This is a genomic window from Bradyrhizobium sp. SZCCHNS2022, from assembly GCF_032377575.1.
GTDB classification, from domain to species: Bacteria; Pseudomonadota; Alphaproteobacteria; order Rhizobiales; family Xanthobacteraceae; genus Bradyrhizobium; species Bradyrhizobium aeschynomenes.
The window spans coordinates 1,761,444-1,784,582 of sequence record NZ_JAUHHZ010000001.1 but is presented as its reverse complement, the minus strand read 5'-3'; the positions used below and the strand labels follow the sequence as shown (position 1 = coordinate 1,784,582).

Annotated in this window: 22 protein-coding genes; all 22 read right to left on the bottom strand. The window is 65.2% G+C overall.

Features of this window, described 5'->3' with window-relative positions; all coding sequences use genetic code 11:
* Nucleotides 1–126 precede the first annotated feature (126 nt).
* Nucleotides 127–429 carry a putative quinol monooxygenase gene (locus QXZ94_RS07810; protein WP_006614371.1) on the bottom strand — a complete coding sequence of 101 codons (303 nt, stop codon included), beginning with the start codon at nucleotides 427–429 and terminating at the stop codon, nucleotides 127–129.
* Nucleotides 429–1,943, bottom strand: coding sequence for an amidase (locus QXZ94_RS07805; protein ID WP_315719934.1), 1,515 nt, complete (start codon nucleotides 1,941–1,943; stop codon nucleotides 429–431). Before QXZ94_RS07805 ends, QXZ94_RS07810 begins: the two co-directional genes overlap by 1 nt.
* A gap of 85 nt (nucleotides 1,944–2,028) precedes the next feature.
* On the bottom strand, nucleotides 2,029–2,730 hold the full coding sequence (locus tag QXZ94_RS07800; protein WP_315719933.1) for an ABC transporter ATP-binding protein: 702 nt from the start codon (nucleotides 2,728–2,730) through the stop codon (nucleotides 2,029–2,031).
* Nucleotides 2,727–3,455 (bottom strand): ATP-binding cassette domain-containing protein, encoded by a 729-nt coding sequence (locus tag QXZ94_RS07795; protein ID WP_315719932.1) that lies wholly within the window; start codon nucleotides 3,453–3,455, stop codon nucleotides 2,727–2,729. The genes QXZ94_RS07800 and QXZ94_RS07795 overlap by 4 nt, the downstream gene beginning before the upstream one ends.
* A gap of 1 nt (nucleotide 3,456) precedes the next feature.
* On the bottom strand, nucleotides 3,457–4,512 hold the full coding sequence (locus QXZ94_RS07790) for a branched-chain amino acid ABC transporter permease (protein ID WP_315719931.1): 1,056 nt from the start codon (nucleotides 4,510–4,512) through the stop codon (nucleotides 3,457–3,459).
* On the bottom strand, nucleotides 4,512–5,378 hold the full coding sequence (locus QXZ94_RS07785) for an ABC transporter permease subunit (RefSeq protein ID WP_315719930.1): 867 nt from the start codon (nucleotides 5,376–5,378) through the stop codon (nucleotides 4,512–4,514). The genes QXZ94_RS07790 and QXZ94_RS07785 overlap by 1 nt, the downstream gene beginning before the upstream one ends.
* Before the next feature lie 65 nt (nucleotides 5,379–5,443).
* Nucleotides 5,444–6,682 carry an ABC transporter substrate-binding protein gene (locus tag QXZ94_RS07780; RefSeq protein ID WP_172131936.1) on the bottom strand — a complete coding sequence of 413 codons (1,239 nt, stop codon included), beginning with the start codon at nucleotides 6,680–6,682 and terminating at the stop codon, nucleotides 5,444–5,446.
* A 99-nt stretch (nucleotides 6,683–6,781) separates the two neighbouring features.
* On the bottom strand, nucleotides 6,782–7,831 hold the full coding sequence (locus tag QXZ94_RS07775; protein WP_315719929.1) for a substrate-binding domain-containing protein: 1,050 nt from the start codon (nucleotides 7,829–7,831) through the stop codon (nucleotides 6,782–6,784).
* A 200-nt stretch (nucleotides 7,832–8,031) separates the two neighbouring features.
* On the bottom strand, nucleotides 8,032–8,508 hold the full coding sequence (locus QXZ94_RS07770; protein WP_315719928.1) for a GNAT family N-acetyltransferase: 477 nt from the start codon (nucleotides 8,506–8,508) through the stop codon (nucleotides 8,032–8,034).
* Between the two features lie 48 nt (nucleotides 8,509–8,556).
* A complete protein-coding gene (locus tag QXZ94_RS07765) occupies nucleotides 8,557–9,273 on the bottom strand; it encodes a tetratricopeptide repeat protein (RefSeq protein ID WP_376698633.1) in 717 nt (238 codons plus the stop codon).
* Nucleotides 9,274–9,376: 103 nt separating this feature from the next.
* Nucleotides 9,377–11,101: a dihydroxy-acid dehydratase gene (gene ilvD / locus QXZ94_RS07760; RefSeq protein ID WP_315719927.1), complete on the bottom strand. Its 1,725-nt coding sequence runs from the start codon at nucleotides 11,099–11,101 to the stop codon at nucleotides 9,377–9,379.
* 235 nt (nucleotides 11,102–11,336) lie between these two features.
* Nucleotides 11,337–12,308 carry a tripartite tricarboxylate transporter substrate binding protein BugD gene (locus QXZ94_RS07755; protein ID WP_315719926.1) on the bottom strand — a complete coding sequence of 324 codons (972 nt, stop codon included), beginning with the start codon at nucleotides 12,306–12,308 and terminating at the stop codon, nucleotides 11,337–11,339.
* A gap of 73 nt (nucleotides 12,309–12,381) precedes the next feature.
* Nucleotides 12,382–13,623: a threonine synthase gene (locus tag QXZ94_RS07750; RefSeq protein WP_315719925.1), complete on the bottom strand. Its 1,242-nt coding sequence runs from the start codon at nucleotides 13,621–13,623 to the stop codon at nucleotides 12,382–12,384.
* Between the two features lie 297 nt (nucleotides 13,624–13,920).
* Nucleotides 13,921–15,342, bottom strand: coding sequence for a dihydrolipoyl dehydrogenase (gene lpdA / locus QXZ94_RS07745; protein ID WP_315719924.1), 1,422 nt, complete (start codon nucleotides 15,340–15,342; stop codon nucleotides 13,921–13,923).
* 255 nt (nucleotides 15,343–15,597) lie between these two features.
* On the bottom strand, nucleotides 15,598–16,953 hold the full coding sequence (locus QXZ94_RS07740) for a pyruvate dehydrogenase complex dihydrolipoamide acetyltransferase (RefSeq protein WP_315719923.1): 1,356 nt from the start codon (nucleotides 16,951–16,953) through the stop codon (nucleotides 15,598–15,600).
* Nucleotides 16,954–16,955: 2 nt separating this feature from the next.
* Entirely contained in the window at nucleotides 16,956–17,261 is a 306-nt protein-coding gene (locus tag QXZ94_RS07735) for a DUF5076 domain-containing protein (protein WP_008963957.1), read from the bottom strand.
* Between the two features lie 11 nt (nucleotides 17,262–17,272).
* Nucleotides 17,273–18,670 (bottom strand): pyruvate dehydrogenase complex E1 component subunit beta, encoded by a 1,398-nt coding sequence (locus tag QXZ94_RS07730; RefSeq protein WP_315719922.1) that lies wholly within the window; start codon nucleotides 18,668–18,670, stop codon nucleotides 17,273–17,275.
* 33 nt (nucleotides 18,671–18,703) lie between these two features.
* Complete coding sequence (gene pdhA / locus QXZ94_RS07725; RefSeq protein ID WP_315719921.1) at nucleotides 18,704–19,726, bottom strand: pyruvate dehydrogenase (acetyl-transferring) E1 component subunit alpha; 1,023 nt, start codon at nucleotides 19,724–19,726, stop codon at nucleotides 18,704–18,706.
* Nucleotides 19,727–19,938: 212 nt separating this feature from the next.
* Nucleotides 19,939–20,256, bottom strand: a complete 318-nt coding sequence (locus tag QXZ94_RS07720) for a septum formation initiator family protein (protein ID WP_315719920.1) — start codon at nucleotides 20,254–20,256, stop codon at nucleotides 19,939–19,941.
* A 64-nt stretch (nucleotides 20,257–20,320) separates the two neighbouring features.
* On the bottom strand, nucleotides 20,321–21,112 hold the full coding sequence (locus tag QXZ94_RS07715; RefSeq protein ID WP_315719919.1) for an aldolase: 792 nt from the start codon (nucleotides 21,110–21,112) through the stop codon (nucleotides 20,321–20,323).
* A gap of 148 nt (nucleotides 21,113–21,260) precedes the next feature.
* A complete protein-coding gene (locus QXZ94_RS07710; RefSeq protein ID WP_315719918.1) occupies nucleotides 21,261–21,818 on the bottom strand; it encodes an NADPH-dependent FMN reductase in 558 nt (185 codons plus the stop codon).
* A gap of 147 nt (nucleotides 21,819–21,965) precedes the next feature.
* Nucleotides 21,966–23,135, bottom strand: coding sequence for a serine hydrolase (locus tag QXZ94_RS07705; protein WP_315719917.1), 1,170 nt, complete (start codon nucleotides 23,133–23,135; stop codon nucleotides 21,966–21,968).
* Nucleotides 23,136–23,139: the final 4 nt, after the last annotated feature.

Genomic DNA, 23,139 nt, shown 5'->3' with positions numbered 1-23,139 from the left:
CCTATTGGTCGAGTCTTGATACCCACGATATTTCACCGCACCACACCCACCGCCCTCGTTCTGAGGAGCCCGCCCCTTGGCGGGCGTCTCGAAGGCGATTGGCGGACTCGCCTCTCTCGCCTCCCCCTACCGCATCGTCGCCGACACCTCCTGCGAGGTCACGAGAATGACCTCGCCGTCGAGGATCGGCTTGGCGATGCCGAAGAAGGTCGCCACCGCGGCGGAGCCGTTGTGGCGGTCCATCGCGGCCTTGTCGGCGAAGCGCTCATAGGTGGTGAACAGACCGGGCTCGGTCTCGCTCTGCGAGATGAAGAACCCGATCGTCTCCGGCTCGTTGGCCGCGACATGGGCCGCAACGGCGACGAGGGCGTCGCGCATCGTGGCCTCGTGTCCCGCCTTGGCCCTGATGACCGCGGTGATGGTGATCATCAGAAGGTCTTCCAGTCGCCGTCGGCCTCGAACGCCGCCGCCGCCTGGTAGATCGTGGACTCGGCGTAGTCCTTGCCGATCAGCATCAAGCCGACCGGCAGGCCATCGGAGAGGCCGCACGGCACGGTCATCGCGGGATGGCCGGTGACGTCGAACGGGCTCGTCGTCGCGGTCATCTCGAAGGCGCGCTGCACGACTTCGGCGAGCGGTGCGTCCTTGGCCGGGATCGGGGTGGCGACGCAGGGCAAGGTCGGCATCAGCAGGAGATCATAGGAGCCGAACATGGCGTCATAGGCCGCCTTGGCCTGGATCGCGATGTTGCGCGACTTGGCGTAGTAGCGGCCGCGATAGTGCTCGAGACCCCACTGACCGACCAGCATGGTCAGCTTCAAGGTCACAGAGAGATCGTCGGCGCGGTTGCGCCAGCCGGAATGCGTGTCGAGCAGGCCGACATCATAGAGGCCCTTCCAGTTGAAGCCCATGCCGTTGCCGAGCATCATCTGCACCAGGAAGCCTTCCAGCGTGATCGGATTCCACGCCGCCAGCGCATGCATGTGCTCGGGGATCGAGACCTCCGACACGGAGGCGCCCATCTTGGCGAAGCGCTCAGCGCCGGCCTTGACCTTGCTGACCACGCCCTCCTGCATGTTCGGCGCGCTGAAGCCTTCCTTGAGCACGCCGATCTTGAGGCCCTTGACGCCCTTGCCGAGCGCCTCGGTGTATGCCGAGACCTTCGGCGCGTATTGCCGTGGATCGAGACCGTCGGCGCCGGCCAGCACTTCGAGCAGCAGCGCATTGTCCTTGACGTTGGCCGTCATCGGTCCGGTGTGGTCGATCGTCGACTCGATCGGCATCACGCCGGTGTAGGGCACGAGGCCGTGGGTCGCCTTCATGCCGTAGATGCCGCAATAGGACGCGGGGATACGGATCGAGCCGCCCTGGTCGCCGCCAATGGACATATCGACCTCGCCGGCCGCCACCAGCGCGGCGCTGCCCGAGGACGAGCCGCCGGCCGAATAGCCCATCTTCCAGGGGTTGTGCACCGGCGCCGGATCGGAGGTGTGGCTGCCGCCGGACAGGCAGAAGTGCTCGCAGACGGCCTTGCCGACGATGGTGCCGCCGGCATCGAGGATGCGCGAGACGATGGTGGCGTCAGCGGCGGGAATGAAGCCTTCGAGGGTGGTCGAGCCGTTCATCATGGGGACGCCGGCGAGCGCGACGTTGTCCTTCAGCACGACGGTGCGGCCGGCGAGCTTGCCGGAACCTGCGCCCTTCACCTCGGTCTTGATCGCCCAGGCGTTGTACTTGTTCTCCTTGGCCGGCGGCTTGGCGCCCGGTGTGCGCGGATATTTCACCGGCGGCAGCGGGTTCGGCAGTTCGTCGATGATGTCGTACTGATCGAACATGCCGCCCATCAGCGACAGATATTCGGCGGCCTCCTCGACCGTCATGTTCATGTGCAGGCTGGCGGCGAGATCGGCGACTTCCTCGGCATTCGGGCGTTTGATGGACATGAGTCATCCTTTCTTGTGAGGATAAGCTGGAGCAGAGACAGGCGTGTGCAGTTCAGTTGCGCCGGCGCAGCCGCGCCGGAATTCGCTAGCTCGGGATCATCTGACCTTCCCGGGCCAATAAAGTCTCACGGTCGAGTTCCTCGGTGATGCGTCCCTTCTGGATGTGCAGGATGCGGTCCGACAACGACGTGATGAATTCGAGGTTCTGCTCGACGACGATCAGCGACATCTTCCATCGCGTCTTCAGCGCCAGCAAGGTCTCGATGATCTCCTCGATGATGGAGGGCTGGATGCCTTCGGTCGGCTCGTCCAGCAGGATCAGCTTCGGCTTGGTGCAGAGGCAGCGTGCCAGCGCCAGCAATTGCTGCTCGCCGCCGGACAGCGCGCCGCCGCGGCGGTCGAGCAGCCGCACCAGGCGCGGGAAATCCTGCAGCACGGCGTCAATGACGCCGCGGTCCTCCTTCGGCGCCGCGGCGAGACCCATGCGCAGGTTTTCCATGACCGAAAGATCCGGGAAGATCTCGCGGCCCTGCGGCACCAGGCCGATGCCGAGCCTGGAGCGCTCATGCGGCTTGAGATGCGTGATGGTCTTGCCGGCGAACACGACCGAGCCGTCGGTGGTCGGCAGGTGCCCCATCAAGGTACGCAGCGCCGTGGTCTTGCCCATGCCGTTGTGGCCGAGAATGCCGAGATACTCGCCGTCGGCGACCGTGAGATCGACGCCGAACAGGATCGGGATCCGGCCATAGCCGGATTTGAGACCCTTGACCTCGAGAAGCGCGCTCATGCCGCCACCTTCTTGCCGAGATAGACGTCGCGCACGCGCTGATCGGCGAGCACCTTGTCGACGGTGTCCTCGACCAGCACGCGGCCCTGGTGGAACACGGTGACGCGCTTGGCGATCTGCTTGATGAACTCCATGTCGTGCTCGACGACGACGATGGCACGGGTCTGGTTGATCTCGCGGATGATCGCGGCCGTATGAAACGTCTCCTCGTCGGTCATTCCGGCGGCGGGCTCGTCGAGCAGGATCAGTTCGGGCTCGGCGGCGAGCACCATGCCGATCTCCACCCATTGGCGCTGGCCGTGGGAGAGCGTCGCGACGATGCTGTCAGCGTAGTCCGTCAGGCGGATCATTTCCAGCACGGCGTCGACCGCCGGACCCTGCTGCCGCGGTGTCGCCTTGCGGCGCACCGCCATCCAGATGTTCTCGCGTACCGAGAGGCCGTTGAAGACGTTCGGGACCTGGGTCTTGATGCCGATGCCCATACGCGCGATCTCATGCGACAGCTTGCCCGCGATCGGCATGCCGCGGAACGCAATGCTGCCCGACGTCGGCACCAGCTGTCCGGTCAGCGTCTTGAAGAAGGTGCTCTTGCCGGCGCCGTTCGGGCCGATCAGGCAGCGCAGCTCCATTTCCTGCAAGGTGAAGGTGATGTCGTCATTGGCGACCACGCCGCCGAAGCGCATCGTCAGGTGTTCGGCCTTGAGCAGAGGGACGAGGTCCGCCATGTCATTCGGCTCCTGCAGGATGCGGCGCCGCCGCTGATGGCACCGGCGGGCCATTCGTCTTCGGTTTCTTGTCCGGGATCAGCCGCATCACCAGATCACGCGCGGTCGGGAAGATGCCTTTCGGCAGCAGCAGCACGAACACGACCAGCACGCCGCCGAGCACGAGGTTCGAGTTCAGCAGCTGCTGCGAGCCGATATAGGCGACGATGTACTCGATGACGACACAGCCGATGATCGGTCCCAGCAAGGTGCCGAGGCCGCCGACGGTGATCCAGATGATGATCTCCGCCGACAAAGACAGGCTGAAGATGGTCGGGCTGACGAAGGCGCCCCAGTTGACATAGAGCGCGCCGGCAAGGCCGGCGATGGCGCCGCCGAGGATGAAGGTCAGGCACTTCACCAGCCGCGGATCGTAGCCGAGCAGCGACGCCCGCACCTCGTTCTCGCGGACAGCGACGATGATGCGTCCGGCCGGCAGCGCCAGCAGGAGTCGCAGCAGCAGGAACACGCCCAGCAGCACATAGGCGGTCGTCCACCACGACTGCTCCGGCGAGAGCACCGTTGACGGATCGAACGGCACGTTGAAGGTCGGCACCGCCGGCATGCCGTTGAAGCCCCCGAGCAGCGCCTTGCCGATCTTGTAAGCGTCGCCCGAGGTCGAGTTGACGGAGTTGAACAGGATCAGGGTGACCGTGAGCGTAATGACGCCGAGATAGACGTCGGAGATGCGGCCGAAGAAGATGAAGTAGCCGAGGATCGCCGCGAACAGCGCGGGCACCACGATGGCCAGCAGGATCGCCGGCGTCGAGTCCTGGAAGTTCACGGCCGCGATTGCGTAGGCGTAGCCGCCGAGGCCGAAGAAGGCGGTCTGGCCGAACGACAGGATGCCGCCATAACCCCAGATGAAGGCCAGGCTCAGCGCCAGCACCGACATCGCGGCAAACAAGGTCAGCTGCATCAGGCCGAACAGCTCGATCACGCTCGGCACGATCGCGATCACGCCGATGGCGACAACGGTCCCCGCGGCCTGGAGCGCGAGACGAAGGCGCTTGTCCATCACAGGTTCCCCTTGAAGAAGCGCCCGGAGATACCCTGCGGCAGCAGACGAATGAGAACGATCGCGGTGGTGAAGACGATGACCTCGCCATAGACGGGCGTGGTGAAGTAGGCGCCGACCTGGTTGACCGAGCCGAACAGGCTCGCCGCCGACAGCGTGCCGGACAGGATCGCGGCGCCGCCGCCGACCACGGTCATGAACGCCTTGGCGACATAGGCGCCGCCCATCACCGGCGTGATGCCGGAGACCGGTGCCAGCAGGCCGCCAGCAAGACCGGTGACGGCCGCGCCGAGCGCGAACGTGCTCATGTAGACGCGGGCCGGGTTGACGCCGAGGGTCGCCGCCATTGCCGGGTTCTGCATCGTGGCGCGGGCGACCAGGCCGAAGCGGGTGTAGCGCATCACGCCGTAGATGATCGCCATCATTACGGCGGCCATCAAGGCGAGGAACAGCGTGTAGTAGCTCGACTGGTAGGAGCCGATCGAGAAGCCGCCGAGCGGCGTCGGCACGCCCTGCTGGGTGTTGCCGTAGATCGTGGTGATGATGCCGATGATCAGCAGGCTGAGGCCCCAGGTGGCGAGCATGGAATCGACCAGGCGGCCGTAGAGGAAGCGGATCAGGCAGCGCTCGATCACGAGGCCGACGATGCCGACGAACAAGGGCGCGACGATCAGCATCGCGATCCAGATATTCACCCCGGCATTCGCCGAGATCACGGTCGCATAGGCGCCCAGCATGATGAACTCGCCATGGGCGAGGTTGATGATCTTCATCATGCCGAAGATGATCGCCAGCCCCAGGCACAGCAGGAACAGCGATGAGATTCCATTGAGAACGTCGAGCGCGAGGATGACGTAGATCGCCATGCGTCAGGTCTTTCAGGGCAGTCCGGAAAATCCGGGCCCCGCCGGATGGCGGGACCCGGCAGGCGTCAGAGATTGATGATGTACTGCTTGACGTCGTTCGGGTTCTTGACGAGGTCGCAGACGCTCGCTGTGTCCGCCGGCTTGGCGTCGGTGTAGGTCTCCAGCACCGACCATTTGCGATCCTTCACCTCGGCGAGGAACGCGTTGCGGACGGTGTGATGGGTCGGCTTGTCCAGCGAGACCTTGCCGCTCGGACCGTCGAACACGAGGCCGCTCTCGAGCGCTTCGATCACCTTCATGCGGTCGATGCTGCCGGCCTTCTTGACGCCCTCGGCCCAGAGCATGACACCCTCATAGGTGCAGGAAGCGAGCTCGCTGATGTAGGGCGAGTCCGGATGCGCCTTCTTGATCTTCTCGACGAAGCTCTTGGAGGCCGGCGTGGTCAGCTCCTCGAAATAGCCGTAGGCGCCGATGATGGCGTCGCTCTCGGCGGCGTCGAGCGTCGACGGCTCGTTGACGAGGCCGAAGGTGGTCGAGGCGATCGGGATCTTCCCCTTCATGCCGGCTGCGGTCCACTGCCGGTAGAACGCGGTGTGGTTGCCGCCGACCAGCGCCGAGAGGATGAGGTCGGGCTTGGCCGCCTGGATCTTCGAGATGGTCGAGCCGAAATTGGTGACGTCGAGCGGGAAGAAGTCGGTCGAGAGGATCTCGCCGCCATTGTCCTTGCAGTATTTGGTCATCCACTTCGCGGTGATCTGACCGTAATTGTAGTCGGCGGCGATGATGTAGGCCTTCTTGCCCGCCTTCTTCATCGCGCTCGGCACCAGCTTCTCGACGGTCTGTGCCGGCGTGGTGCCGGTGCAGAAGGTGTTGCGGTCGCAGACGCCGCCTTCGTACAGCGTGTTGTAGAAGTACAGCACCTTGAAGCGGTCGAAGGTCGGCCTGATGGCCTCGCGCGAGGCCGAGGTGATGCCGCCATGCACGACGTCGACCTTGTCCTTCACGGCCAGCTGCTGGGCATATTGCGAGTACAGCTGGATGTTGGACTGGGTGTCGTAGTGCATGACCTTCAGCGGCCGCCCGAGCAAGCCGCCCGCGGCGTTGATCTCCTCAACGGCGAGCTGCAGCGCGTAGACCATCGGTGTGCCGGAGGTGCCGATCGGGCCGGACTGGTCGTGCAGGCTGCCGACGGTGATCGGGTTCTCGGCCGCGAGCGCACCCGAGCGGAACACCGCAGGTGCTGCGATCAAGGTCGAGGTCGCGATGGCCGAGCGTTGCAGGAAACGACGGCGTGAAAGAGTCATAAGGGGTCCCCATGGGTTGGCGATGCTGGTTCACGAGCCGCACGAAGTTTAAAATTACAATATTTGAAATGGCAAGTTATTTTTTGACGCCGCCTGGGTCTAGCGCGATGCGACGACCGAAAAATCGTAGCCGTCCAGCTCGGCGAGATGGATCGGGTGGCGGCCGCCGACCACCGGCCGGGCCTCGTTGCCGCGCGCGGTGCGCCCCTGCAGGGTTCGTCCGAACACGCGCCGGAGATCGCGCGCATCGAAACTCTCGGCGCGCTCGATCAGCGCGGCCAGCGCGTGAATGCCCTCGTAGCAGGACTCGCCATAGCCGTTCGCCGGCGGCGGATTGTCGCCATAGGCCGTGTAGTAGCGCTCGAGAAATGCACCATTGTTGCGCGAGCGCAGCGAGGCGAAGTAGCTGGAAGCCACGTAGACGTTCTCGGTCTCGCTACAGTCGAGGCCATACACGATGGTCTCGTCGAAGGCCGAGGAGAAGCGCAGCACGTGGCGGCTGAGGCCGGCGGCGCAGAAGGCGCGATTGAACGCGATGCAGTCGGAGCCGAGGAAGACCGGCAGGACGACATCGCTGCGCGTCGCCTTGATGCGGTCGAGCATCTCGTCGAAGTCATGCACGCCGACCGGCACGTAGTACTCGCCGGTGACGGTGCCGCCGAATCGAGCGATCAGCCGCCTGGCGATCTGCAGCGAGGAGCGCGGCCAGATATAGTCGTTCCCGCACAGAAAGAAGCGGCGGGCGCGCTTGCACTCGGAGAGCCACTGGATGGCGGGCGCCAGCAATTCGCCGGCGGTCTCGCCGGTGGTCATGACATCGCTGTCCGACGACAGGCCTTCGAACTGCGGCGTGTAGACGAATGGCACGCGGCCGCGCGCAGCTCGGGCGACTGGATCGCGCGCATAGCTCGGCAGCATGCCGACGAGGCCATCGACCGCGAGATCATCGACCGCCTCCGCGGCCGCCTGCCCCGCGCTGGCGCCACTGGCACCTGCATCGATGACGACGAGCTCCACCGGCCTGCGGCGGATGCCCGCAGCCTGGTTGAGCTCGGTTACGGCCAGCCGCCCACAGGCTTCGGCCGAGGGCGCCCACAACCCTGCCGAGCCGCGCTGAGGAATGATCAGGCCGATCCGAACGTTGCGCAAACGTACTGCCTTCTGCTGTTGCAGAGGACTTGCACTCACAAATCGTGCCAAGCGCGATTCGGTGCCGGCGCAGTCGTTTGTGCATCAAAGTTCGCCGAATTTGGTCTGGGCGCCGAAGGCTGATCAAAACAGCAGCCACTCGTCGCCCAATCATTGGGCAACGGCAGACAGGACCATGATGACGAGCGGCGCGGTGCGACTCAGCCCACCGGGGCAATGAGCTTGCGCATCGGATAGGACGCGGCTGTGCCGAACTTCCCGGCGGGCGTGCCGACGTCGGCGTAGCCGCGAGCGAGATAGAATCGGTGCGCGGTCTCGGTGCTCAGCAGCTCGATCTCACGGGCGCCGAGCGCCACGGCTCGCTGTTCCAGCGCGGCCACCGGGGCCGAGCTCACGCCGCGAAAACGCGCCTGCGGCGACACGTAGTTCGCCGTGATCTCGTTGGGATGAGCGAGGCCGCCGACAGCGAGAATCGTTCCCTCCTCGACCGCGACCAGCAGCGATCGGCCCTGCCCGTCGGCCCAGCTGGCGACGATCTCCGGTGTCTTGTTGGCGAGCCAGCGGCCGAGGATGTCCGGATTGCCGCGATGATCCGCCCCGCACAATTCGATGATGGAGGCGCGTAGTACGGCGCAGGCTGCCTCGGCATCATCAGGCGTCGCATCGCGGATGATCATTCCAGTCCCCCCGTCGCGCGGAGGGAATGCGATGCATTCCGCTTCCGCTTACTCGCGCTTGCCCTGCACCCAGCTCTCGAGCATCTGCAGTGCCGAGGCGCGGTCGTCGTCCGACGCCTTGGCAAAGGCGCGGTTGTAGCTCTCCTTGATCCAGACCTCGTCCGGACCGGCGCTGTCGCGCGCCAGAGTGAGCCACATCAGGCCGCGCGCCGGCTGCCGGGGCAGACGGTCGCCATTGAACAGCATCTGACCAAGCAAGGCCTGGGCCTGATGCTGCCCCTTCTGGGCGGCGAGGCCGAGCCAGCGCGCGCCATAGCGAAAGTCGTCGCGCGAGGCGTCTGCCGTCTTCAGGTACATCCGCGCCAGATCGTACTGGGCGTCGGCATTGCCGAAATAGGACGCCGCGTAGGAGAACATCTCGCGGGCGCGATCCGGATCCGCCTTCACCTTCGTGTTCGGAATGCCGCTGAGATAATAGCGGCCGAGCGCGACGAAGGCATTGGCCACGATCTGGGCCTGCGGCGCCGACGGGCTGTCCTCCGCATGCGCGTTGGCGATGCGGCTGAAATAGTCGAAGGCGCGCATGTCGTCGCGCGCCACGCCGTCGCCGGCGGCGTACATCCGGCCGAGCTTGAACTGCGCGACCGGGTGGCCTTCCTCCGCAGCATATTGCAGCGCAGTCAAGGACTGGGTCGGCGACGTCGAGGAGGTCGTCGCGGGCACGGTCTTGCGCAGCGCGCCAGCACCGGCCTGCGGTCCAGCCACGGCAATCGCCGGCTCCTGGTTGACCGGAGCGCCATCGAACGCGAACGACGACGTCGGCAACGCGAGCGGGGCAACCCCCAGCATCAATGCAAAAATGATCCGATCAGATGTCCGCATAGCAATACTTCTCTTGCGCACCACCTGGGTGGGTGACGGCACCCGCCACGGCCGGTCCAACCTGCTGGGCATATTTCCAAAGTGCACCTGACGTGTGATGGGTCTCACGCGGCGTCCACTTGGTCTTGCGTGTCGCCAGCTCGGCATCGCTCAACTTGACGTTAAGGATACCTGCCTCGGCGTCGATCTCGATGGTGTCGCCATCCTCGACCAGCGCGATCGGTCCGCCGACCGCCGCCTCCGGTCCGATATGGCCGATGCAGAAGCCGCGGGTCGCGCCCGAGAACCGGCCGTCGGTGATGAGCGCGATCTTGCCGCCCATGCCCTGCCCGGTCAGCGCCGCCGTGGTCTGCAGCATTTCCCGCATGCCCGGACCGCCGCGCGGCCCCTCATAGCGAATGACGATCACCTCGCCCTCGCGATAGGTGCGCTTCTGCACGGCCTCAAAGGCATCCTCTTCCCGATCGAAGCAGCGGGCCGGCCCAGTGAATTTCAAGTTCGACATGCCCGCGACTTTCACGATCGCGCCCTCTGGCGCGAGATTGCCTTTCAGACCGACCACACCTCCGGTTGCAGTGATCGGCTGGTCGGCCGGCCTCACCACGTCCTGGTGCGGATTCCACTTCACGCCTTTGAGGTTTTCGGCGATCGTCCGGCCGGTGACTGTGAGGCAGTCGCCGTTCAAATAGCCATGGTCGAGCAACGTCTTCATCAAGAGCGGAATGCCACCAGCCTCGAACATGTCTTTGGCGACATAGCGGCCACCCGGCTTCAAATCCGCGATATAAGGTGTCTTTTTGAAGATTTCGGCGACGTCAAATAAGTCGAACTTGATGCCGGCCTCATGCGCAATCGCAGGTAGGTGCAGCGCAGCATTCGTCGACCCGCCGGACGCCGCCACAACCGCCGCGGCATTCTCCAGCGCGGCCCGCGTGACGATATCCCGCGGCCGGATGTTGGCGGCGATCAGTTCCATGACCTTCTCGCCGGCGGTCATGCAGAACGAGTCGCGAATCTCGTAGGGCGCAGGCGCACCAGCGGAATATGGCAGCGCCAGCCCGATCGCCTCGGACACGGTCGCCATGGTGTTGGCCGTGAACTGGGCGCCGCAGGCGCCGGCCGACGGACAGGCGACTCGCTCGAGCTCGTCGAGATCGTCGTCCGACATCTGACCGACCGAATGCTTGCCGACCGCCTCGAACATGTCCTGCACGGTGACCTGCTGGCCGCGGAAATTGCCCGGCAGGATCGAGCCGCCATAGATGAAGATCGAGGGCACGTTGAGCCGGACCATCGCCATCATCATGCCCGGCAGCGACTTGTCGCAGCCGGCCAGGCCGACCAGCGCATCGTACGCATGGCCGCGAATCGTCAGCTCGACCGAATCGGCGATCGCCTCGCGTGACGGCAGCGACGAGCGCATGCCGTCATGGCCCATGGCGATGCCGTCGGTCACGGTAATGGTGCAGAATTCGCGCGGCGTGCCGCCGGCGTGCGCAACGCCCTTCTTCACCGCCTGGGCCTGCCGCATCAGCGCGATGTTGCAGGGCGCGGCCTCGTTCCAGCACGAAGCAACGCCAACGAAAGGCTGGTGGATCTGGGCCGTGGTCAGGCCCATCGCGTAGAGATAGGACCGATGCGGCGCACGCTCGGGTCCTTCCGTCACGTGACGGCTGGGCAGCCTGCGCTTGATGTCGGTCTTCGCGTCCATCGCTGTTCTGGCCTCCCGGTGCTGCGGAGAACGCTAAAATCCTGGAAGTGGATTTCTTGCTACCTCACACGCACTGGTACTATTCTGATCAAAGTATTTCACGACCAGGTGTGGCCAAAAAGCGGCGCGTTTGCGGAGCGCCCGAGATTGTTACCAAAACTTCGTAAACTGTGGCGAGGTCGCAACATTCGTGGCTGTTGCGCAACCATCACAGGCGGAATGAAATACCGCCAGCCTATTCCGGCACCACACCTGCGCCTCTGATCATCGGCCACCATTTGGCGATCTCGTCACGCTGCAGGGTTCCAAGCGCATCGGGGGTGCGCCGATCCGCCGGCGGCATCTGCAATCCCAGGTTTTTCAATTGGTTTTGCACATCCGGATCATTCAGGGCGGCGACGGCCGCGCCATTGAGCGTCTCGACGACATCTTTGGCCGCTCCCTTCGGCAGCCACAGTCCCGACCACAACGTCATGTGGAAGCCCGGCAGGCCCGCTTCGTCGGTAGTCGGAATCTCTGGGGCCGTATCCAGGCGCTTGGCGTCGGTGACGGCATAAGCCCGGATCATGCCGGCACGCACCTGGTTGATGGCGTTCGAGGTCTGATCGACGATGAGATCGATCTGTCCGCCGACGAGATCGTTCATCGCCGGCCCCGTGCCACGATAGGGTACGTATTGCAGCTTGATGCCGGTGATCTGCTGGAAATAGAGCCCGGCGATATGGCTGCCGGAGCCGTTGCCGGCCGTGCCGGCGGAGGCAGGGTTCGGCTGCGCCTTCAGCCAGGCGAGCAATTCGGACAGCGATTTCGCCGGCACGTTGCTCTTGCTGACGATGATCATCGGATTGCTCGGCAGCAGCACGACCGGCTCGAGATCGGCGACGAGATCATAGCCGAGCCGGTAGACCGCGCCGTTGGCGACGTGCGTACCGAGATGGCCGAAGCTCACGGTGTAACCATCCGGCCTGGAGCGCACCGCGCGCCCGACGCCGATCGATCCGCCCGCGCCGGTGACGTTCTCGACCAGCACCGGCTGGCCGAGCGTCTGCTTCATGTGCTCGGCCAGGATGCGCATCATCGCGTCCGACGGTCCGCCGGCGGCAAACGGCACGATCACCGTGATGGCGCGAGAGGGGTAGGTCTCCGCAGCAGCGGAACCGACAAACAAGGCAAGCGCCATCACCACAGCGCCAAACAGGCGTCGCATCGCGGTCCTCCCTGAGCGGCCTGATCCTTCTTGTCAGACGATCAGGCGCCAGGCCGCGATGCCGACCGTCCGATTAGAACTGAGTGTAGTCGATCGGCTGATGGCGATCGAGGGTGCGCTCGACCTTCGGCAGCGGATATTTGAGTCCGGTGGCGCAGTTGAACAGCATCACGCGGTCGCTCTTCGTGACGCGGCCGTCGGCGAGGCTCTGCTTGTAGGCGGCGTAGGTCGCAGCGCCCTCGGGGCACAGCAACAGCCCCTCCTCGCGCGAGACCTCGTTCAGCGCAGAAGAAATCTTCTCGTCATCGACCGCAATCGCGAAACCTTTGCTCTCGCGGACCGCGCGCAGGATGAGAAAATCCCCCACCGCCTGCGGGACGCGGATACCCGACGCGATCGTGTGGGCATCCTCCCAGCGCGTCGCATGCTCGACGCCCTGCTCGAAGGCGCGCACCATCGGCGCGCAGCCGGAGGCCTGCACCGCGACCATGCGCGGACGTTTTGATCCGATGAACCCAATTCTCTCGAGCTCGTCGAACGCCTTCCACATGCCGATCAGGCCGGTGCCGCCGCCGGTCGGATAGAAGATCACGTCGGGCACGTCCCAGCCGAGCTGCTCGGCGAGCTCCAGCCCCATCGTCTTCTTGCCCTCGATCCGGTACGGCTCCTTCAGGGTCGAGGTATCGAACCAGCCGACCTTGGCCTTGCCCTCGCCGACGATTTTCCCGCAGTCATCGATCAGGCCGTTGACGCGATAGACGGTCGCGCCCTGCAGCTCGATCTCGCTGACGTTTACCTCGGGCGTATCGGCCGGGCAGAAGATCGTGGTCTTGATGCCGCAGGAGGTCGCGTAGGCGGCGAGCGCCGCACCGGCATTGCCGTTGGTCGGCATCGCCATGTGTTTGATGCCGAGCGCCTTGCCCATCGACACCGCCATCACCAGGCCGCGCGCCTTGAACGAGCCGGTCGGCAGCCGTCCCTCGTCCTTGACGATGATCTCGCCGCCGCCGAGCTTCTTCGACAGCTTTGGCAGATTGATCAGCGGCGTCATGACCTCGCCGAGGCTGACGATGTCCTGGCACTTTCGCACCGGCAGCAGCTCGCGATAGCGCCACAGGTCGGCGGGGCGCTGCGCCAGCGCGTCCTTGGTCAGCGCCTGCTTCACGCCGGCGAGATCGTAGCGCACCAACAGCGGCTTGCCGGCTTTCGACAGGTTGTGGACCTGGTCCGCCGGATAGTGGTCCTCGACCATCGCGCATTCGAGATGGGTGACGAAGGTCGGACGCTCGGTGATGAGATTGTCGCTGGATTTCACGGATCGTGGCCTCTCGTTTACGTCTGCCTTCAGCTCACGCCTCAATGAAATTGGCGTTTGAGCCACGGCACAATTTGTCGTGCTTCTGTTTCGGCTGTGTCCGCTGAATCATAAATTCCGCAATCAGGACCCGGCTGTCCCCACCCCTCCTCGTCGACGTACGTGAATTGTGAGGCAGCGGGGCGCCATTGCCTACGATAGGTATAGTGGCCATCGGCACGCTGCAAAATCAGCACGCGCTCATCGCCGTCAGGGCTCTCGAGTGTCTTGATGTCGATGCTCCTGCTTCGTCGCATCTTACATGTTCAGCACACGCCCATAGGCGTCGAGCACGGCTTCCTTCATCATCTCCGACAGGGTCGGATGCGGGAACACCGTGTGCATCAGCTCTTCCTCGGTGGTCTCGAGGTTCATCGCCACGACATAGCCCTGGATCAGCTCGGTCACCTCGGCACCGACCATGTGCGCGCCGATCAGCTGGCCCGTCTTCTTGTCGAAGATCACCTTCACCAGGCCCTGGTCCTCGCCGAGCGCGATCGCCTTGCCGTTGCCGACGAACGGGAAGCGGCCGACTCGGATGTCGCGGCCCTGCTCCTTCGCCTTGGCCTCGGTGAGCCCTACGGAAGCGACCTGCGGATGGCAATAGGTGCAGCCCGGAATGAGGTTCTTGTCCATCGGGTGCGGATGCAGGCCCTTGATCGCCTCGATGCAGACTACGCCCTCATGCTCGGCCTTGTGCGCGAGCATCGGGGGACCGGCGACGTCGCCGATGGCGTAAATGCCGGGGACGTTGGTCTTGCCGTAGCCGTCGATCACGATGCAGCCGCGGTCGGTCTTCACCCCGAGCTTCTCGAGCCCGAGATTCTCGATGTTGCCGACGACGCCGACCGCCGAGATGACGCGATCGAACTCGGTCGTCTCGATCTTGCCCTTGCCGTCGTCGATCGTCGCCACCACGCTGTCGCTCTTCTTGTCGAGCTTGGTGACCTTGGCGCCGGTCATGATCTTGAGGCCCTGCTTCTCCAGCTGCTTGCGGGCGAGGCCGGCGATCTCGGCGTCCTCGACCGGCAGGATCTGCGGCAGCACCTCGACCACCGTCACCTCGGAGCCCATGGTGCGGAAGAACGAGGCGAACTCGATGCCGATCGCGCCGGAGCCGACGACGAGCAGCGACTTCGGCATCTTGTCCGGCACCATCGCCTCGAAATAGGTCCAGACCAGCTTCTTGTCCGGCTCGAGCCCCGGCAGCACGCGCGGCCGCGCGCCGGTCGCGACGATGATGTGCTTGGCCTGATAGGTGCCCTCGCCCAGAGCGCCCTTGGGCGCCTCGACGTCGGACTTGGTCACGGTGATCTTGCCGGGCGCGTCGATATTGGCGCGGCCCCAGATCACCTGGATCTTGTTCTTCTTCATCAGGAAGCCGACGCCGTCATTGAGGCGCTTGGAGACGCCGCGCGAGCGCTGCACCACCGCCTTGGGATCGTAGGAGATCTTCTCCGCAGAGAGGCCATAGTCCTTGGCGTGCTGCATGTAGTGGTAGATCTCGGCCGAGCGCAGCAGCGCCTTGGTCGGGATGCAGCCCCAGTTCAGACAGATGCCGCCGAGATAGGACTTCTCGATGATCGCGGTCTTGAAGCCGAGCTGCGCGGCGCGGATCGCGGCGACGTAGCCGCCCGGGCCGGACCCGATGATGATGATGTCGAAGGATGTGTCGGCCATGACGGCTCCCGTTCAACTGAAATTCGTAGGTCGATGGTAGGTAAAGGCGCGTTGCGTCGCCTCCGCCATCCGACGATCTCATTATTAGTCAGCGGGCACGACTTGCTCTGCCCACCTTGCTCCTTGCGCCGTCATTCCGGGGCAAGGCCGAAGGCCTTGAACCCGGAATCCCGAGATTGGCTTGCGATATCCTCACCTCGAGATTCCGGGTTCGATGCTGGCGCATCGCCCCGGAATGACGGTCAATCGCTCCGCTCACACCATCATCATCACGGGGTTCTCGATCAGCTGCTTGAAGGCGCCGATCAGTTCGGCGCCGAGCGCGCCGTCGATCGCGCGGTGGTCGCACGACAGTGTCACGCTCATCATGCTGGCGATCTCGATCTTGCCGTTGCGCACGACCGGCCGCTCCTCACTCGTGCCGACCGCGAGAATCGTCGCGTGCGGCGGGTTGATCACCGCGGTGAAGTGCGTGATGCCGTACATGCCGAGGTTCGACACCGCCGTGGTGCCGCCCTGATATTCCTCCGGCTTCAGCTTGCGCGAGCGGGCGCGCGCGGCAAAATCCTTCATCTCGCCGGAGATGGCCGACAGCGTCTTGGTCTCGGCCTTGCGGATGATCGGGGTGATCAGGCCGCCCGGCATCGCCACGGCAACGCCGACGTCGGAATGCTTGTGCTTGACCATGCCGCCTTCGGTCCAGCTGACGTTGCAGTTCGGGATCTTCTGCAGCGCCACCGCCATCGCCTTGATGACGAAGTCGTTCACCGAGAGCTTGTAGAGCGGCTTCTTCTCCTTGTCCTTCGGCGCGGCCGCATTGATCTCCTCGCGCGCGGCGAGCAGTTTGCCGATGTCGCAGTCGATCGTGAGATAGAAATGCGGGACCGTCTGCGTCGCCGCCGTCAGGCGCTGCGCGATCGTGCGGCGCATGCCGTCATGCGGGATGACCTCGTAGGAGCCCGGCTCGAACAGCGCCAGGATCTGCTTGTCGGACATGGACGGCGCCACGGCCGGCGCGCCTGCACCCGCAGCGGGAGCGGCCGACGGCGCGGCCTTGAGGCCCTTGCCGGACTTGGCCTCCTCGACGTCGCGCGCGACGACGCGGCCATGCGGACCAGTGCCGGTGATGCGGCCGAGATCGATGCCGGCGTCCTTGGCGAGACGTCGCGCCAGCGGCGATGAGAAGACGCGCGCGTGACCGTTGACCTGAGGAGCAGCAGCCGCAGGAGCGGCCGGCGCGGGAGCCGCAGCAGGCTTGGGCGCGGGCGCGGCAGCAGGCGCCGCAGCGGGAGCCGCCGACGCGGTCGGCTTGGCTTCAGCCTTCGGCGCAGCCGCCGCCGGCGCGCTGCCGGCCGCCTTGACGTCCTCGCCCTCACCCGCAAGCACGGCGATCACGTCGTTGACCGGCACGTCCTGGGTGCCCTCGGGCACCAGGATCTTGGCGAGCGTGCCTTCGTCGACCGCCTCGACTTCCATCGTGGCCTTGTCGGTCTCGATCTCGGCGATGACCTCGCCCGACTTGACCTGGTCGCCTTCCTTCTTGAGCCAACGGGCGAGGTTGCCCTTCTCCATCGTCGGCGACAGCGCGGGCATCAGAATGTTGATCGGCATGATCAGTGACCTTGTTTCGACCTGGGGCTGGTGGTGCCCATATCAGTCGGCCGAGCCAGCTCGGCTTCGAACATCTCGACGATGCGCTGCAGCGCCTCGTCTTCGGAATAATCGCTCTCGCGCGCATAGGCGCGCGCAGCATGTCGGGCGACGTCGACCAGGAGCAGCCCCCACACGTCGGGCTCCTCGAACGCACGCTGGAAGGCGATCGAGAGCCCGCCGTCGAGCACGAAGGCGCGCAACACTTCGGTGGCGTCCTCGCGGCCGACGACGTCGGGCGGCAGCGGCTGCTCCTTGGGTCCGGCCATCTGGGATTCCCTTAGCGGTAGCAGACGGACTTGGCGGCCTGCACGACCTCGGCCGCCGACGGCAGCGCGAGCTTCTCGAGATTTGCCGCATACGGCATCGGCACGTCCTTGCCCGACACGCGCGTCACCGGCGCATCGAGATAATCGAAGGCGTGCTCCATGATGCGCGCGGCGATCTCGGCGCCGACGCCGCTCTGCGCCCAGCCCTCTTCCACCGTGACCGCGCGTCCCGTCTTCTTGACCGAGGCGATGATGGTCTCGGTGTCCATCGGACGCAAGGTGCGCAGGTCGATCACCTCGGCCTCGATGCCCTCCTTGGCGAGCTCATCGGCGGCCTTGAGCGCGTAGGTCATGCCGTTCGACCAGGAGATGATCGTGACGTCCTTGCCCGAGCGGGCGATGCGCGCCTTGCCGATCGGGATGATGTAGTCGTCGAGCTTCGGCACCTCGCCGGAGTGACCGTACAGCACCTCGTTCTCGAGGAAGATCACCGGGTTCGGATCGCGGATCGCAGCCTTCAAGAGGCCCTTCGCGTCAGCCGCGGAATACGGCGCGACGACCTTGAGGCCCGGAATGTGCGAGTACCAGGACGAATAGTCCTGGCTGTGCTGCGCGGCGACGCGGGCGGCGGCGCCGTTGGGCCCGCGAAACACGATCGAGCAGCCCATCTGGCCGCCGGACATGTACAAGGTCTTGGCCGCGGAGTTGATGATCTGGTCGATCGCCTGCATGGCGAAGTTGAAGGTCATGAACTCGACGATCGGCTTCAGCCCGGCCATCGCGGCGCCGACGCCGATGCCGGCGAAGCCGTGCTCGGTGATCGGGGTATCCATCACGCGGCGGGCGCCGAACTCCTGCAACAGACCCTGGGTGACCTTGTAGGCGCCCTGATACTCGGCGACCTCCTCGCCCATGATGAAGACGTCGCCGTCCCTGCGCATCTCCTCGGCCATGGCGTCGCGCAGCGCCTCGCGGATGGTCTGCGTCACCATCTCGGTGCCGGCCGGCACTTCCGGATCGGGCTCGGCGACGCTCTGCGGCGCGGCCACGCCGGTCGGCGCGGGCGAAGCCTGCACGGAAACAGCGGCATCCGACGGCGGCGCCGATTGCGCGGCCTTCATCTCGGCGGCCGGCGCCGAGGCCTTGCCGAGATCGGCAGTCGTCTCGCCATCGGCGAGGATGGTGGCGATCGGCGTGTTGACGGCGACGTCGGCGGTGCCTTCGGGGATCAGGATCTTGCCGAGCGTGCCCTCGTCGGTCGCCTCGACTTCCATCGTCGCCTTGTCGGTCTCGATCTCGGCGATCACGTCACCCGACTTGATCGCCTCGCCTTCCTTCTTCAGCCATTTGGCGAGGTTGCCCTTCTCCATCGTGGGCGACAGCGCAGGCATCAAAACTTGAATAGGCATATCAGCTCCAGAGAAATCAGCTTGCGCGCGCGATTAGCGATAGACGTCGGTGTAGAGCTCGGCGGCATCCGGCTCGGGATCGGCCTGCGCGAAATCGGCGGCCTCGTTGACGATCTTGCGCACGTCGGCATCGATCGCCTTGAGATCCTGCTCGCTGACCTTGGCCGCCAGCAGGCGGTTGCGCACCTGCTCGATCGGATCCTGGTCGTGGCGGACCTTCTCGACCTCCTCACGCGTGCGATACTTCGCCGGGTCGGACATCGAGTGGCCGCGATAGCGGTAGGTCTGCATTTCCAGGATGTAGGGGCCCTTGCCCTCGCGGCACCAGGCGACCGCCTTCTCGCCCGCGGCCTTCACCGCGCGGACGTCCATGCCGTCGACCTGCTCGCCCGGGATGTTGAAGGAGATGCCGCGCTTGGAGAAGTCGGTCTGCGCCGAGGCGCGCGACACCGCCGTGCCCATCGCATAGCGGTTGTTCTCGATGACGTAGATCACCGGCAGCTTCCAGAGCTCCGCCATGTTGAAGCTCTCATAGACCTGCCCTTGATTGGCCGCACCGTCGCCGAAATAGGCGACGCTGACCGAATCATTGCCGCGGTAGCGGTTGGCGAGCGCCAGCCCCGTGCCCAGCGACACCTGGGCGCCGACGATGCCGTGGCCGCCGAAGAAGTTCTTCTCCATGCTGAACATGTGCATGGAGCCGCCCTTGCCCTTGGAATAGCCGCCGCGGCGCCCGGTGAGCTCGGCCATCACGCCCTTGGCGTCCATGCCGGTGGCCAGCATGTGGCCGTGATCGCGATAGCCGGTGATGACCTGATCACCCGGCTTCAGCGCCATCTGCATGCCGACGACCACGGCTTCCTGGCCGATATAGAGATGGCAGAAGCCGCCAATCGCACCCATGCCGTAGAGCTGACCAGCCTTCTCCTCAAAGCGGCGGATCAGCAGCATGTCGCGCAGCGCAGCCAAATCCTGGTCTCTGGTGAATTCCGGCGGCGGGCCGTTGTCTCTGTCCTGCCCTTGTTCCTTTGCGGCGGTCTTCTTGGGTGCGGCCATGGCAATTCCGGATGAGAGAAAAAGTAGCTTTCTCTAGCTCAACTCCATGGCACGTAAAAGGACTGCGTGAACCACCATTCACTTTGCTGCGCCGCACTAAAACGACGCGAAATTATTGAATCCGATCGGCGCTGTTTTTGAAATTCCCTGCGTCAGCGGCTGCCATTTTTTAGGCAGTCACGTCATCGCCATCCGCGGCCAAGCGCCACGCGTCACTGCGGCCGAACGATGCGGATCAAATCACGCGGGTTGGCATAGCCGAGCACGAAGCGCGCGCGCTCATCGAGCATGTCGGGATCGACCCGGTCGGAGCGCAGCAGCGACACCCGCTTCTCGCCTTCCGCCCGCTCCTGTTTCAGCCGGACGAGCTCCGAGGTCAGCGCGACGATCTCCTGGTCGAGCTCCTGGCGGGCATTGAGCCCGTAGCGGCCGGTGTAGGCGTTGATACCGAAATAGCCGATGATGGCCGCCGCCATCGTGTAGAGGGCGAGCCCGGTGAGGAATGATTTCAGGCGTGCGCGGGAGACCATGGCCGGCAGAATGCGGCGCCCCGGTTAAGGAATCGCTAACCCTGCTGGCCCGCCCGCTGTGCGCTCAACCGCGATAGGCCGGCTCCTCGAGGTCGAGCGTCCGCTTGATCGCTTCGAGATGCAGCCGGGCCGATTCCGCATCCCCCTCGCGCATCTGGCGCGCGGCGGCCTCGGCGATCTCGCGCGCGACCGGCACAACCTTGCGCCCGGTCGACAGCGCCAAGCACTGCACCTGGCAGGCGCGCTCGAGATAGTACAGATCGTCCCAGGCCTCGGCGATGGTGGGCGCCAGCACCATGACGCCGTGATGCTTCATGAAGACGATGTCGGCCTCGCCGATCGCGCCGGCGATGCGGTCACCCTCGCTGTTGTCGAGCGCGAGGCCGTTGTAGTTCTCGTCGACGGCGGTGCGGCCGTAGAATTTCAGCGCCGTCTGCCCGGCAAAGATCAGCGGTGCGCCCTCCGTCATCGAGAGCGCCGTGGCATACGGCATGTGCGTGTGGAATGCGACCTTGGCGCGCGGCAGCGCCTTGTGGATGCGGGCGTGGATGTAGAACGCCGTCGCCTCGGGACGGCCGTCGCCGGCAATGACGTTGCCGTCGAAATCGCACACCAGGAGCTTCGAGGCGGTCAGCTCGCGGAAGGCGTAGCCGTAGGGATTGACGATGAAGATGTCGTCATAGCCGGGCACCAGCGCCGAGAAGTGATTGCAGATGCCCTCTTCCAGCCCGTAGCGCGCGGCCATGCGGAAACAGGCCGCGAGATCGGTCCGCGCCTGCCAGACCGCTTCCGAATTCAGATCCGGCTGGTTCGCCCCGGGGGTTGACGTGCTGGCGGGTGTGAAGGCGTGGGCCATCGAAGATCCTTGGCAGCGCGCGTTCCCGCGCGGGTGACCGGCCCTTGCCTTGAAACGGATCGGGCAAGGCGCGTCAACGCCCCGCCCCGATCATAGCCGTCATGCAGCCGGCGACAGCGGGATGCGCCGCCGCCGGGCTGTCATGACATCAGCCGTTCTGCTTGGCCACGAAGGCGGCGAAGGCGTCGAGATATTGCTGCAGCACCGCCTTCAGCGCGTCCTTGATCAGCTCGCCATTGCCGTCGAATGCATCGCCGACGCCGTTCAGGTAGATCTCGGGCTGGCCCATCACCGGGCCCGAGATGCCCGGCATGATGTTCTGCAGGTGCTTCGCCGCGGCGACACCGCCGAGCGGACCCGGCGAGTTGGAGATCAGGCCGACCGGCTTGCCCAGGAACGAGCTCTGGCCATAGGGGCGCGAGGCGATGTCGATGGCGTTCTTCAGCACACCCGGAATCGAGCGGTTGTATTCCGGAGTCAGGATCAGCACGCCGTTCGAGGCCTTGAGCTTGTCGCGGAAGGCGAGCCACTCGGCCGGCGGATTGGCCTCGACATCCTGGTTGAAGAACGACAGGCCTTCCGGCGTGACCACTTCGATCTTGAGGCTGGCAGGCGCGAGCTTGGCCATCGCCTTGGCGATCTTGAGCGTGAAGCTCTCCTTGCGGAGGCTGCCGACGAGCGCGACGATGGAATACGGGGCGGGCATGGGGGAATCCTCTTGAGAACGAGATGGTGCGGCACTTAAGGCACGCGGCCGGGAACATGCAAGTGCATGGACTGGCGTGCCGGGAAACTCAGCGTTTCAGCGCGCGAGCCGCCTGACGGGGCCGCCTGAGGCCCAGCCGTTCCGGATTCAGCCTGCCCCCTTGATGCAGCGGGCGAATTCCGCGACGGCCTGATGCGTCAGCCAGATCGCCTGGCCGTCGACCGGCTGAGCCCAGCTCGAGACTTTCGCGATCACGATCCCGTTGGCGGCATCGACGAACAGGTTCTGGCCGTGAATGCCCATGGCGAACAGCAGTTGCGGCTGATCGTTGGTGACGTACCAGCCGCTGCGATAATGCATGTTGCGGCTGATGGCGGCAAAGCTGTCGCGCCACTGGCCGTCGCGCCAGGCCTGCGCATCGCCATTGTGCCTGATGTCGTCGAGCCAGGCTTCGGGGATGATCGCGTGCGAGCCGCGGCGGCCGCCCGACAGCACGAGCTGGCCCAGCCGGGCGAAGTCGCGCAACGTGGCGCAGAAGCCGCCGGTGCAGCGTGGCGCGCCGTTGCGGTCGAGCGTGATGAAGGCCTCGCCGCTCGCCCCCATCGGCTGCCACAGCAAGGTGCCGACCAGGCTTGCGAAGCTGCGGCCGGTGGCGCGCTCGATCGCCCACCCCAGCAGATCGGTATTCGAAGACACGTAGCTGAAGGGACCGCCATGCGGCTTGGCCTGCGCGCGCATCGTCGCAAGGAAATCGTGCAGGTTCGGCGTCGTGCCTGATGCCACCGGCTCCCAGCCGGCAGCGTCGGCATAGGCCTGCAGACCGGCGGCATCGAAGACGATGCCGGCGCGCATGTCGGTGAGCTCACGGATGGTGGCGCCGCGATAGGCCGTGCGTTCGACCTCCGGCACGTAGCGCGTGACCTCGGCCTCGATATCGATCTCGCCGCGGTCGGCGAGGATGCCGAGCATCAGGCCGGTGATCGACTTGGTCGCCGACATCAGGATGTGCGGCGTGTCGCGATCGGTGCCACCGTCATAATGCTCGAACACGATGCGGCCGTCGTGCAGGATCAGGAGCCCGTCGGTCGCCGTGGCCTTGAGGAAACCATCGAGGTCGAGCGTGCCGCCCTTCGGCAGCCGCAGGCTGAAATCGTCGAATGAAACGGGGCCCGCCGGCAGCGGCCAGGCGCTGCCCGGTGCGCTCGCGATGTCGGCCACCGGCAGGATCGAGCGGATGTTGTGGAACGCCCAGCGGCTGAACGGCGCGGTGCGCCAGTTGGAGAGATCGGCGCTGGAGGGAGACGGATCGGTCGACATGCGA

Coding starts and splice junctions, on each gene's coding strand:
- ilvD (WP_315719927.1), bottom strand. CDS start 11,101: ATGGACGCGAAGACCGACATCAAGCGCAGGCTGCCCAGCCGTCACGTG.
- QXZ94_RS07735 (WP_008963957.1), bottom strand. CDS start 17,261: ATGGCCGGACCCAAGGAGCAGCCGCTGCCGCCCGACGTCGTCGGCCGC.
- QXZ94_RS07780 (WP_172131936.1), bottom strand. CDS start 6,682: ATGACTCTTTCACGCCGTCGTTTCCTGCAACGCTCGGCCATCGCGACC.
- QXZ94_RS07785 (WP_315719930.1), bottom strand. CDS start 5,378: ATGGCGATCTACGTCATCCTCGCGCTCGACGTTCTCAATGGAATCTCA.
- QXZ94_RS07810 (WP_006614371.1), bottom strand. CDS start 429: ATGATCACCATCACCGCGGTCATCAGGGCCAAGGCGGGACACGAGGCC.
- QXZ94_RS07710 (WP_315719918.1), bottom strand. CDS start 21,818: ATGCCCGCCCCGTATTCCATCGTCGCGCTCGTCGGCAGCCTCCGCAAG.
- QXZ94_RS07805 (WP_315719934.1), bottom strand. CDS start 1,943: ATGTCCATCAAACGCCCGAATGCCGAGGAAGTCGCCGATCTCGCCGCC.
- QXZ94_RS07790 (WP_315719931.1), bottom strand. CDS start 4,512: ATGGACAAGCGCCTTCGTCTCGCGCTCCAGGCCGCGGGGACCGTTGTC.
- QXZ94_RS07705 (WP_315719917.1), bottom strand. CDS start 23,135: ATGTCGACCGATCCGTCTCCCTCCAGCGCCGATCTCTCCAACTGGCGC.
- QXZ94_RS07715 (WP_315719919.1), bottom strand. CDS start 21,112: ATGGCCCACGCCTTCACACCCGCCAGCACGTCAACCCCCGGGGCGAAC.
- QXZ94_RS07740 (WP_315719923.1), bottom strand. CDS start 16,953: ATGCCGATCAACATTCTGATGCCCGCGCTGTCGCCGACGATGGAGAAG.
- QXZ94_RS07755 (WP_315719926.1), bottom strand. CDS start 12,308: ATGCGACGCCTGTTTGGCGCTGTGGTGATGGCGCTTGCCTTGTTTGTC.
- lpdA (WP_315719924.1), bottom strand. CDS start 15,342: ATGGCCGACACATCCTTCGACATCATCATCATCGGGTCCGGCCCGGGC.
- QXZ94_RS07730 (WP_315719922.1), bottom strand. CDS start 18,670: ATGCCTATTCAAGTTTTGATGCCTGCGCTGTCGCCCACGATGGAGAAG.
- pdhA (WP_315719921.1), bottom strand. CDS start 19,726: ATGGCCGCACCCAAGAAGACCGCCGCAAAGGAACAAGGGCAGGACAGA.
- QXZ94_RS07800 (WP_315719933.1), bottom strand. CDS start 2,730: ATGAGCGCGCTTCTCGAGGTCAAGGGTCTCAAATCCGGCTATGGCCGG.
- QXZ94_RS07720 (WP_315719920.1), bottom strand. CDS start 20,256: ATGGTCTCCCGCGCACGCCTGAAATCATTCCTCACCGGGCTCGCCCTC.
- QXZ94_RS07795 (WP_315719932.1), bottom strand. CDS start 3,455: ATGGCGGACCTCGTCCCTCTGCTCAAGGCCGAACACCTGACGATGCGC.
- QXZ94_RS07770 (WP_315719928.1), bottom strand. CDS start 8,508: ATGATCATCCGCGATGCGACGCCTGATGATGCCGAGGCAGCCTGCGCC.